General features: G+C 65.3%; 9 protein-coding genes and 1 riboswitch. Of the genes, 6 read left to right on the top strand and 3 right to left on the bottom strand.

Annotation, left to right across the window (positions count from 1 at the left end; translation table 11 throughout):
• The first annotated feature begins 1 nt into the window (after position 1).
• Complete coding sequence (gene hslV, locus ACTS2Z_RS04335) at positions 2–454, top strand: ATP-dependent protease subunit HslV (protein WP_442572002.1); 453 nt, start codon at positions 2–4, stop codon at positions 452–454.
• Positions 455–726: 272 nt separating this feature from the next.
• On the opposite strand, the gene ACTS2Z_RS04330 is transcribed toward hslV, so the two are convergent.
• Positions 727–1,878, bottom strand: a complete 1,152-nt coding sequence (locus ACTS2Z_RS04330; protein ID WP_442572001.1) for a phosphoserine transaminase — start codon at positions 1,876–1,878, stop codon at positions 727–729.
• Positions 1,879–2,019: 141 nt separating this feature from the next.
• On the opposite strand from ACTS2Z_RS04330, the gene ACTS2Z_RS04325 reads away from it, so the two are divergent.
• The gene (locus tag ACTS2Z_RS04325; protein ID WP_442572000.1) at positions 2,020–2,538 is read left to right on the top strand and encodes a hypothetical protein; all 519 of its coding nucleotides are present in this window, start codon (positions 2,020–2,022) and stop codon (positions 2,536–2,538) included.
• On the opposite strand, the gene thiD is transcribed toward ACTS2Z_RS04325, so the two are convergent.
• A complete protein-coding gene (gene thiD, locus ACTS2Z_RS04320) occupies positions 2,535–3,416 on the bottom strand; it encodes a bifunctional hydroxymethylpyrimidine kinase/phosphomethylpyrimidine kinase (protein WP_442571999.1) in 882 nt (293 codons plus the stop codon). The genes ACTS2Z_RS04325 and thiD overlap by 4 nt on opposite strands.
• An 84-nt stretch (positions 3,417–3,500) precedes the next feature.
• Between thiD and ACTS2Z_RS04315 the strand changes: the two genes are divergently transcribed.
• Both ACTS2Z_RS04315 and ACTS2Z_RS04310 read left to right on the top strand, forming a co-directional pair.
• On the top strand, positions 3,501–4,949 hold the full coding sequence (locus ACTS2Z_RS04315) for a M20/M25/M40 family metallo-hydrolase (RefSeq protein WP_442571998.1): 1,449 nt from the start codon (positions 3,501–3,503) through the stop codon (positions 4,947–4,949).
• A 258-nt stretch (positions 4,950–5,207) separates the two neighbouring features.
• On the top strand, positions 5,208–6,443 hold the full coding sequence (locus ACTS2Z_RS04310; protein WP_442571997.1) for a dipeptidase: 1,236 nt from the start codon (positions 5,208–5,210) through the stop codon (positions 6,441–6,443).
• Here ACTS2Z_RS04310 and ACTS2Z_RS04305 read toward each other — a convergent pair.
• Complete coding sequence (locus tag ACTS2Z_RS04305) at positions 6,440–6,979, bottom strand: hypothetical protein (RefSeq protein WP_442571996.1); 540 nt, start codon at positions 6,977–6,979, stop codon at positions 6,440–6,442. The genes ACTS2Z_RS04310 and ACTS2Z_RS04305 overlap by 4 nt on opposite strands.
• A 121-nt stretch (positions 6,980–7,100) precedes the next feature.
• A riboswitch (TPP riboswitch) is annotated at positions 7,101–7,200 on the top strand.
• A gap of 99 nt (positions 7,201–7,299) precedes the next feature.
• On the opposite strand from ACTS2Z_RS04305, the gene ACTS2Z_RS04300 reads away from it, so the two are divergent.
• Positions 7,300–7,716: a hypothetical protein gene (locus ACTS2Z_RS04300; protein ID WP_442571995.1), complete on the top strand. Its 417-nt coding sequence runs from the start codon at positions 7,300–7,302 to the stop codon at positions 7,714–7,716.
• 30 nt (positions 7,717–7,746) lie between these two features.
• Positions 7,747–9,603: a phosphomethylpyrimidine synthase ThiC gene (gene thiC / locus ACTS2Z_RS04295; RefSeq protein WP_442571994.1), complete on the top strand. Its 1,857-nt coding sequence runs from the start codon at positions 7,747–7,749 to the stop codon at positions 9,601–9,603.
• Positions 9,604–10,141: the final 538 nt, after the last annotated feature.

Here is a 10,141-nt window from a genome sequence, read left to right as displayed (position 1 = left end):
CATCGGCAATACGGTCGTCAAATCCAGCGCCCGGAAAGTGCGCCGCATTGGCGGCGGCAAGGTGATTGCGGGCTTTGCCGGCGCCACCGCCGATGCCTTTGCGCTCTTCGAACGCCTGGAAGGCAAGCTGGAAGCCCATTCCGGCCAGCTGGCGCGCGCTTGCGTGGAGCTGGCAAAGGACTGGCGTACAGACCGCTATCTGCGCCGTCTGGAAGCCATGCTGATCGTTGCGGACGCGAGCGAGACCTTCCTCATCACCGGGGCGGGTGATGTGCTGGAACCCGAACACGGCATCGCGGCCATCGGGTCAGGGGGCAATTTCGCGCTTTCGGCCGCACGCGCGCTTCTCAGCTACGAGGATGATCCGGAAAAGATCGCCCGCAATGCGATGGAGATCGCCGCCGAAATCTGCGTCTTCTCCAACAGCAATCTGACTGTGGAGCGTCTGGGGTAGGGTTGGCGCCTCTTGACGCAACAGTTCAATCAGGTTCCCGGGCTTGCCTGTCCCCGTGAAAATGGGGAACCCGGGATCCAGACTTGCAATCGCCAGATATTCCCATGGGTCCCGGCTCGGGGGCCGGGACCCCGGCGGAAAGATCAGATAACTCTTCATTCCCGCCTGAGCTGGAACGACGCCACTATCGCGTTTCACCGGCGCAAGCCGGTGCCCAGTAAAACTCTGGGTCCCGACTTTCGTCGGGAAAACGATGCTCTTGGCAAAAACCCCTAACCTCGCGCCTCTTCATACGCCCAGTCGAGCCAGGGGCAGAGCGCGGCGATGTCGTCAGCATCGATTGTCGGGCCGCACCAGATGCGAAGACCCGGCGGAGCCTTGCCATAAGCAAGGATATCGAGCGCCGCGCCTTCGCGTTCGAGGATTTGCGCCATGCGTTTCGCGAGAGCACGCAAGGCCTCCGCATCGAGCGCTTGCGTCTCCGGTCCGGCAAATTTCAGCGTCACCGACGTGTTGGAGCGTATCGCGGGATCACTGGCCACGAACTCCACCCAAGGCGTCTTCTCCGCCCACCCTTCCAACACCGCAAGATTGGCATGGGAGCGGGCCACGAGGCCCGGCAGTCCGCCCTCGCGCGCAGCCCAGCGCAGCGCATCGAGAAAGTCTTCGGTGGCCAGAAGGGACGGTGTATTGATCGTCGAGCCTTCAAACATCGCCGATTGCTCGTCGCCTGCATCAAAGAGCGAGAATACCGCCGGCACCGGCCATTCGGGCCGCCAGTCCTTTAGCCTCGCACGGGCGCGCGGTGACAGGACCAGCATGCCGTGCTGGGCCTCCCCGCCAAGGCATTTCTGCCAGGAAAAGCTCGTCACATCGAGCTTGTCCCAAGGCAATTCCATCGCAAAGGCCGCCGAAGTGGCATCGCACAAGGTCAGCCCTTCGCGCGTGTCCGAAATCCAGTCCGCATTGGGCACTTTCAGGCCCGCCGCCGTGGCGTTCCAGGTAAAGAGGATGTCGCGCGCGGGATCAGCCTGCGACAGATCTGGCAGCGCGCCATAGGGCGCATCGAACACGCGCAGATCGGCCAGCTTCAACTGGCTTTTCGCGTCTTTCAGCCAGCGCTCGCCGAACGCATCCCAGCTGAATACATCGACGCCGCGCTGCCCCAGCATGCACCACATCGCCGCCTCGAACGCACCCGTATCAGAGGCAGGCGTTATGAGGATGCGATAATCAGCCGGGATTTCCAGGATCGCGCCCGCGCGCTCGATCGCTTCGCCGAGGCGCTGCTTGGGCAGGCTCGCCCTGTGACTGCGGCCCAGCGAGGCCGTACCGAGTGCTGCTGGCTCCCACCCGGGGCGCTTGCGCGTCGGACCGCTGGAAAAGCGCGGGTCGGCCGGTCGGATCGAAGGTTGGCTGGGCATGGGCAATACGCCTTGAAGCACATGGACGCTCAAATGATCCAACTGGCGTAGGATGCTCCTTCGTGAGCGTCAAATCCCAAGTGGGCCCGCGCGGCCAGATTCCGGTTGAAACCGGAAGGCTCGCGATCCACGCTAGGGTGAATGGCAGGCTGGAGCGAGCCCAATGCCCGCTGGCACGATGATTTCCGCAATCGCACCTTGCCTGCAGCCTTGCGTGAAGGCCCGGCGCATCTGCGCGTCGAGCGGGGCGGCACTGGCCATGATCTGGTGCTTGTCCCGCAGCGCGCCTGCGTCAGGGAGATCAGGCTGGTCCACGCCGACCTGGCGGAAGGGCGCCGCCAGCCTGTCTGGATCGCGGGTGACACGATGTTTGTCGAGCGCGAGTTTGCCGGAACCCATGGCGATGACCGCGTGCAGCAATTCATGGCGCTCGCTCTGGCCCGCCATGTCAGCTCTGACCGCAACTGGAGGGCGGCCATAGAGCGCGCCCTTCAGGGGCCGGACGTGATCGGCTTCGCCCTCGGCCTTGACGCCATGGACGAGCTGGCCGGTCGCGGGCCGCAGCATACGCCCCCTCGCCAGCGCAGACCGTCGCAGACCGAGGTCCGGCTCGCGGCGTTATTGCTCCTTCAGGCGCGGGACACTCCAGAGGACAGCTAGACGTCCGTGCCCGGCTCCATGCGCGCCGGGGCGCTGCCAAAGAGGTTCGCATCGGCCAGTGTCCAGCCGTGATGGACCGGGCCCGATCCGGCACCAAAGCCGGGCGCACGCCTGATCGCCTCGTGCAGATAGTCGCCCGCCTGCTCAACTGCCCGGTCGAGCGGCAGGCCCTGCGCCATCAGCGCGGCAATCGCGCTTGCCAGCGTGCAGCCCGTACCATGGGTGTGCCGGGTGCGGATGCGCGGACGGGCGAACATGCGCATGCCGTTGCGCGTCACCAGCACGTCCATCACCTGAGGGCCATCGAGATGCCCGCCCTTGATGAGGGCTGCGCGCGCACCGAGCTTCAACAGGGCTTCGCCGGCCGCGCGCTGCTCGTCCACATCCTGGATTGTGATGCCGGTTAGCGCCTCGGCCTCCGGCACATTAGGAGTGACGAGCGCCGCCCGGCGGATGAGCTGGCCTTTAAGGGCCTCGACCGCGCTGTCCTCGACCAGGCGCGCGCCGGAGCTTGCCACCATGACCGGATCGACGATGAGCGGGATGAGTTCCGCGCCCGCCTCGTCCAGCGCGCTGACGACCGTCGCGATCACCTCTGCCGTCGCCAGCATGCCGGTCTTGATCGCATCGGCGCCGATATCATCCAGCACGGCGGCAATCTGGCCCGACACGATATCCATCGGCGCGCCATGCACGGCGGTCACACCTTTGGTGTTCTGAACCGTCAGCGCGGTGATGGCCGTTGCGGCATAGCCGCCGAGCGCGGTGACCGCCTTGATATCGGCCTGGATGCCCGCCCCGCCAGAACTGTCCGATCCGGCAATGATGAGGACGCGGCCCTTGGGTTCGGGGGGCAGGTCGGTCTCGGTCTCGGCCATGGGTGTTCTCCGATGCTTGGCGCTCCTGTCGCCGCGTTCTAGCCTTGCTGCCTGACAAAGAGAACCGCCGGGGAGGGCAGACAGATGAAACACACCATCGCCGCTGTGATGGGCGCAAGCCTTCTGGCGCTGGCGGCCTGCTCGCAGCCCCCCGCAACGCCGGACGCCATCGAGGCCAATCCCTCAAACCGGACAGAGCAGGCACTGGCGGAGAGTCTCGCCGAGGCGATCCGTTTCGAAACCATAGCCGAGCTGGGCAATCCCGACGCCAGCCGCGCCGAGTTCGACGCCTTCCGGGACTGGCTGGCCGTCAGCTTCCCGCTGGTTCACGCGCAGATGAACCCGCAAGACATCCTTCACGGCTCGCTCTGGTACACGCTGGAAGGAACGAACCCGGCGCTCGACCCGGTTGTCATCCTCGCCCATCAGGACGTCGTACCCGTGGAGCCGGGTACCGAAGGCCAGTGGGACCACCCGCCCTTCGCCGGCACGATTGCGGACGGCTATGTCTGGGGACGCGGCGCGCTCGACATGAAGGGCTTCCTCGTCATGGCGCTCACCGCCATGGAGACACTGCTGGAAGAGGGCTTCACCCCGGAGCGCACCATCCATATCGGGCTTGGCCATGACGAGGAGGTCGCCGGCACGGGCGCAGCGGCCATGGCCGCACGTCTGGAGCAGGAGGGCCGGCGCGCCTGGTTCGTGCTGGATGAAGGCGGCACCTCGATTGACACCTTCCCCATGACGGGCGGACCGGTCGGCCTCATCGGTGTCGGCGAGAAGGGCTCACTGACGGTAGAGATCATTGCCCGGGCGCGCGGTGGCCATTCCTCCACACCGCCTGCCGAAACGGCCATCGGCCTGATGTCGCGCGCGGTGAACGCGATTGTGGACACACCGTTCGAGCACGCCATCGAGCATCCCATTCCCGACATGATGCGCGCCCTTGCACCGGAGATGGAGGGCATGACCGGCTTCGTGATGGCGCGGCCCGGCCCGTTCGCGCCCGTGCTGCGCGGCCAGCTCATGGCCGATGACGCAACCCGCGCCACGATCGGCACCACCATTGCGCCGACAATCGTGTCGGGCGGAACCGTGGCCAATGTCCTGCCGCAGGAAGCCCGCGCCATCATCAATCTGCGCCTGCATCCGCGCGACACGACTGACAGCGCCCTTGCCCATATGCGCGAGGCTGTCAGCCATCTGGACGGGGTGACGATCGAGCCGGTCAGCGGCTTCAACGCGCCGCAGATCAGCCCCACTTCCGGCCGGGCCTGGGAGATCATCGCCGGCGCCGCCGTCACCAGCCTGCCTGACGGCGCACCGGTCGTGCCGAACCTTCTGACCGCCGCCACCGACTCGCGCGCCTTCCGCGATGTTGCCGACAACATCTACCGCTATGCGCCCATGCGCATGGAGATGGACGATCTTGCCCGCATTCACGGCGATAATGAACGCATCCGTACCGACGCCCTGCCTGGCATGGTCAGCTTCTTCCGTACCGTGATCCACGAGGCCGGGATGGAGGGGTGAGGGGCTTCTAGATCCCTTTCATCGTTCCCGCCCCCGCCGGCGCGGGGATAAACTCCACCGGGAACCCAGATTTAAAAAAAACCACACCGGCGTTTTCCCGACGAAAGTCGGGAACCCGCTCTTTGCTGGACCCCGGCCTGCGCCGGGGAAACGCGTTGAATGATATCTGGAGAAGACCCCCCTCCTGCACCCCTCCCCTTGCCCTTTGCGTGTTCAGCGCCTTAGCTGGAGCCAACATGTTCCACGGGGAGATTTTCCATGCTGCGCTCGCTTCTTACCGCCGCTGCCCTCACGCCTCTGTTCTGCGCAGCCACCCTGTCACAGGAACCGGCGGCTGAGCTTTCCGAGCTGGAGGTGCGCGAGATTCACGACCGGCTCTTCACACTCGACACCCATGTCGACATCCCGACCGGCTACGCCACCCACACGCTCGATCCCAATACCTGGACGCGCCTGCAGGTGGACCTGCCCAAGATGCGCGCCGGCGGGCTCGATTCGGCATTCTTCATTGTCTATGTCGGCCAGGGCCCGCTGGACGATGAGGGCTATGGCGTGGCCCGCGCCCGCGCCGAGGAAACCTATCAGGCGATCATGCGCATGGTGCGCGCCAATCCCGAACGCATAGCGCTGGCCACCACCGCCGACGAGGTGGAAGCCATTCACGAATCCGGCCGCCTCGTGGCGCTGATCGGCATCGAGAACAGCTATTTCATGGCCGAAAATATCGAGGAGGAAGTGCCGCTCTGGGCCGCCCGAGGCGCGCGCTATGCCTCGATCACCCATTTCGGAAACAACCAGTTCGGCGGCTCGTCCAACCCGAACCTGTCCACCGGCGATCCGGTGGAGGATCCGGGCCTGACCGATCTGGGCCGCCGCCTTGTCGAGCTGCTGAACGATCATGGCATCATGGTCGACATCTCTCATGTCGGACCGCAGACCTCTCTGGAAGCGATCCGCATGTCGCGCGCGCCGGTCATTGCCAGCCATTCGGGCGCCCGCGCCGTCTATGACCATCCGCGAAACCTCACCGACGAATTGCTCGAGGCCGTGCGTGACAATGGCGGCGTGGTGCAGATCGTCGCCTTCCGTTCCTATCTGCGCGCCATCGATGCCGGCCTGACGGCGGCCATCGCCGAACTGCGCAGCGAGTACGGCCTCGACACGCCGGGCGGTTGGGAGCGCTCCACCCCGCAAAGCCGGGCTGAATACCAGGACCGACTTGCAGCCCTGCGCGAAGAATATCCCGACGCGACCGTGGCGGACATGGCCGACCATATCGACCATGCCGTCAGCGTTGCCGGCATCGACCATGTCGGCATCGTGTCCGATTTTGATGGCGGCGGCGGCGTGCGCGGCTGGGACAATGCCGCCGAGACGGCGAACGTGACGGCGGAATTGCTGCGCCGGGGCTATTCCGAAGAGGACATGGCCAAGCTCTGGGGCGGCAATGTGCTGCGCGTCATGCGCGCGGTGGAGGCTGCCGCCACCCGCTAGCGCCCGATCTGCGGATCAGGCGAGCACCGTTCGAAGCGGCGCAGCCGCGTGCCATCGGGCAGGCGGCCCTCGCGCACATAAGTTTCTGCAATGCCGACACCGCGCGGCTCGAAACCGGCGCTCTCCAGCATGAGTTCGCCGGAATCCAGGCGGACAAGCTGCGCCGTGAACTGTCCGGTCAGCATGCCGCTGGAAATACCGCTCTCGTAAATCCCGACTGTATGGATGCGCCCGCCGCGCAAGGACACGGACTGGCTGCCCTCAGCCAGCGGCTCCATGTCGGCGCCGGTCAGGGTGAAGGCAAAACCGTCGCTGGAAAGATCGCCCTCAATCAACCCGGTATTGGCCGAACGATAGTGCGGCGGGCGGGCAAGCAGGTATATGTCGAGCGTGTGGACCTGCCCTGCAGCGCCGCAGGCTGACCCGCCCTCCTCGCTCCGCTCGGCATAATGACCGCTCAGGAGGAAGGCCGGTTCCGGCACTTTCTCCGCCTCGGCCTGGGCAAGGCCTGCTAGCAGGGCCAGCACTACAATCATCACCGCCTCCACATGCATGGCAGGGCGTTTCAGCCTGCTGCAAGGGGATGAACCCTGCCTGAACGCGGACCTTGAGGCTCGCAGCTTGCAAAATGCCATGACGGGGTTCATCCTCGCCAGCAGAAGTTCCAAGGGGCGCCCCGTGTTTGTACGGGGCTGAGACAGCACCCTCAGGACCGGATCCGGGTCATGCCGGCGTCGGGATGGAATGCACCACTGGCAGGTCCCCCTGCCCGTTTCGGCGCGCGCTTTCCCGTCACAGGCCTGACCCTTCACAGCATCCGCCCGTCCGGCGGCTGCCATTGTCAGGAGAGCGCCCGATGACATCTATCCGACTTGCCGCCATCACCGGCCTTCTGGCCGCCGGACACCTTGCCGCCGCCCATGCGGCCCAGCCGGCAGACAGCCCGTCCGATGCAGAAGCCTTGCACGCTCTGCTGATCGAGCAGGCCGAAACGCTGGTGCCGTCGGTCTGGCAGACTGGCGAGCCGGCGCCCGAAAGCGCGCTCGCCTACTGGATATTGCCGAAAATCGATGTCGAGGCGGAACGCTCCGCCGAATGCACCGCACTTGCCGATGCGCCCGGCCTCCATGATTGCACGCTAAGCTTTGTCTCTGCGCCGCAGGATGAGGGCGATGAGCCCGTCACCGCGCTCTATCGCTTCACCGTGCAAGCAAGCGCGGACGGGTCCCTGACCCTTCACAGCCCGGCCGTGCGCTGGGCCGTTATCGGCTAGCCGCCTCCTCCTTTTTGAAAGCACCCCCTCATGAACAAGCCCGTCAGCCAGTCCGAATTCCCGACCCCGAAAGTCACCACCGGCCCGCTGGCCGGGTCGCGCCGCGTGTATTCCAACCCTGAGGCCGCGCCGCATCTGGCCGTGCCGCACCGGGAGATCGAGCTGCACCCCACGGCGATGGAGCCGCCGGTGCGCGTCTATGACTGCTCCGGCCCCTATACCGATCCGGCGGCGAGCATAGACGTGGAAAAGGGCCTGCCCCGCACCCGCATCGAGTGGGTGAAGGCACGCGGGCATGTCGAGGAATATGAGGGCCGCGCCCTCTCCCCGCTCGATAATGGCGGCGCGACGGGCAAGTATCTCGCCAGAGCCTTTCCGGTGCGCCACAAACCCTTGCGCGGCACCGGCACGGGCCCTGTCACGCAGATGGAATTTGCACGGGCCGGGATCATCACAGACGAGATGATCTACGCCGCCGAGCGCGAAAATCTGGGCCGGGCGCGAGCGCTCGCCGGCGCGGCGGAACGCCATGGCGACGGGGAGAGCTTCGGCGCGAAACTGCCCCAGTTCGTGACGCCGGAATTTGTCCGCGACGAGATCGCGCGCGGCCGGGCGATCATTCCGGCAAACATCAACCATGGCGAGCTGGAGCCCATGGTGATCGGGCGCAATTTCCTGGTGAAGATCAACGCCAATATCGGCAATTCCGCCGTCGCCTCTTCGGTCGAGGAAGAGGTGGACAAAATGGTGTGGGCTATCCGCTGGGGCGCCGACACGGTGATGGACCTCTCCACCGGCAAGAACATCCACAACACGCGCGAATGGATACTGCGCAACTCGCCCGTCCCCATCGGGACCGTGCCGATCTATCAGGCGCTGGAGAAAGTGGGCGGCATCGCCGAGGACCTGAATTTCGACATCTTCGCCGACACGCTGATCGAGCAGGCCGAACAGGGCGTCGACTATTTCACCATTCATGCCGGGGTGCGCCTGCCCTACGTGCCGCTGACCGCCAACCGCGTGACCGGCATCGTGTCGCGCGGCGGCTCCATCATGGCCAAATGGTGCCTCTCCCACCACAAGGAGAGTTTCCTCTATGAGCGCTTTGACGAGATCTGCGAGATCATGCGCGCCTATGACGTCTCCTTCTCGCTGGGTGACGGCCTGCGACCGGGGTCCATCGCCGACGCCAATGACCGCGCCCAGTTTGCCGAGCTGGAGACGCTGGGCGAGTTGACGAAGCGCGCCTGGGACCGGGGCTGCCAGGTGATGATCGAAGGGCCGGGCCACGTGCCCATGCACAAGATCAAGGCCAATATGGACAAGCAGCTGGACGTGTGCGGCGAGGCACCCTTCTACACGCTGGGTCCGCTCACGACCGATATCGCGCCCGGCTATGACCACATCACGTCCGGCATCGGCGCGGCCATGATCGGCTGGTTCGGCACCGCCATGCTTTGCTATGTCACGCCGAAGGAGCATCTGGGCCTGCCCGACCGCAATGACGTGAAGACCGGTGTCATCACCTACAAGATTGCCGCCCATGCCGCCGATCTCGCCAAGGGCCACCCGGCGGCGAAGCTCCGCGATGACGCGCTTTCACGCGCCCGCTTCGAGTTCCGCTGGGAGGACCAGTTCAACCTCAGCCTCGACCCCGACACGGCCCGCGATTTCCACGACCAGACCCTGCCCAAGGAAGCCCACAAGGTGGCGCATTTCTGCTCCATGTGCGGGCCGAAATTCTGCTCGATGAAGATCACGCAAGACATTCGCGACCAGTTCGGCACGGCCCGCGCCCCGAACGAGGCGGAAGCAGAGCAGGGCATGGCGGAGATGAGCGAGAAGTTCAGGGAGCTGGGCGGCGAGGTGTATGTAGAGAAGGAGTGAGCTGCTCCTTCAACCTGCCACCTCCCTCGTCACCCCCACGCAGGTGGGGGTCCAGAGCTACTTCGCACCTGCCTTCGCCCTGTGATCTCTGGGTTCCCGCCTGCGCCTGTCCCCGCGCAGGCGCGGACGGGAACGACGAGGGGCTTGACGTCCCAGATGCGTTTCACCGGCGATAAGCCGGTGCCCAGTCCACTTTTCTGGATCCCGGCGTTCGCCGGGGAAACGAAGGGGTGGTGGATAAGGGTCCGATATCGGGAAGAACAAAAAGAATGGACCCCGGCTCAGGGGCCGGGGACCCGGTATTGTTGGCTGTTGGAAAACCTTGCCAGTTATCGCCGCATTATCTGCCGGGTTTCCGGTCAAGCGAAGCGCAGAACCGGGATCCAGTCTGTCCGTGCTTCTAGACCCCGACTTCCGTCGGGGAAACGCATGAGGGGATCGATCCAGCACCGCCATCCCCGCCGGATTTCCGGTCAGGGGTTAGCAACGGATGGCGCGGGCGGCCATGAAAAGACCGGACGCGAACGTTCAAACGGGC

The organism is Glycocaulis sp. (assembly GCF_052168375.1).
Classification (GTDB): Bacteria; Pseudomonadota; Alphaproteobacteria; order Caulobacterales; family Maricaulaceae; genus Glycocaulis.
The sequence above is the reverse complement of the archived record's forward strand: the minus strand, read 5'-3'. Positions and strand labels throughout refer to the sequence as shown.

Excerpts from the sequence above, each read along its gene's own strand:
- thiD (WP_442571999.1), bottom strand. The coding sequence starts at position 3,416 with ATGGCCGAGACCGAGACCGACCTGCCCCCCGAACCCAAGGGCCGCGTC.
- ACTS2Z_RS04330 (WP_442572001.1), bottom strand. The coding sequence starts at position 1,878 with ATGCCCAGCCAACCTTCGATCCGACCGGCCGACCCGCGCTTTTCCAGC.
- ACTS2Z_RS04325 (WP_442572000.1), top strand. The coding sequence starts at position 2,020 with ATGGCAGGCTGGAGCGAGCCCAATGCCCGCTGGCACGATGATTTCCGC.
- ACTS2Z_RS04300 (WP_442571995.1), top strand. The coding sequence starts at position 7,300 with ATGACATCTATCCGACTTGCCGCCATCACCGGCCTTCTGGCCGCCGGA.
- ACTS2Z_RS04310 (WP_442571997.1), top strand. The coding sequence starts at position 5,208 with ATGCTGCGCTCGCTTCTTACCGCCGCTGCCCTCACGCCTCTGTTCTGC.
- ACTS2Z_RS04305 (WP_442571996.1), bottom strand. The coding sequence starts at position 6,979 with ATGATTGTAGTGCTGGCCCTGCTAGCAGGCCTTGCCCAGGCCGAGGCG.
- thiC (WP_442571994.1), top strand. The coding sequence starts at position 7,747 with ATGAACAAGCCCGTCAGCCAGTCCGAATTCCCGACCCCGAAAGTCACC.
- ACTS2Z_RS04315 (WP_442571998.1), top strand. The coding sequence starts at position 3,501 with ATGAAACACACCATCGCCGCTGTGATGGGCGCAAGCCTTCTGGCGCTG.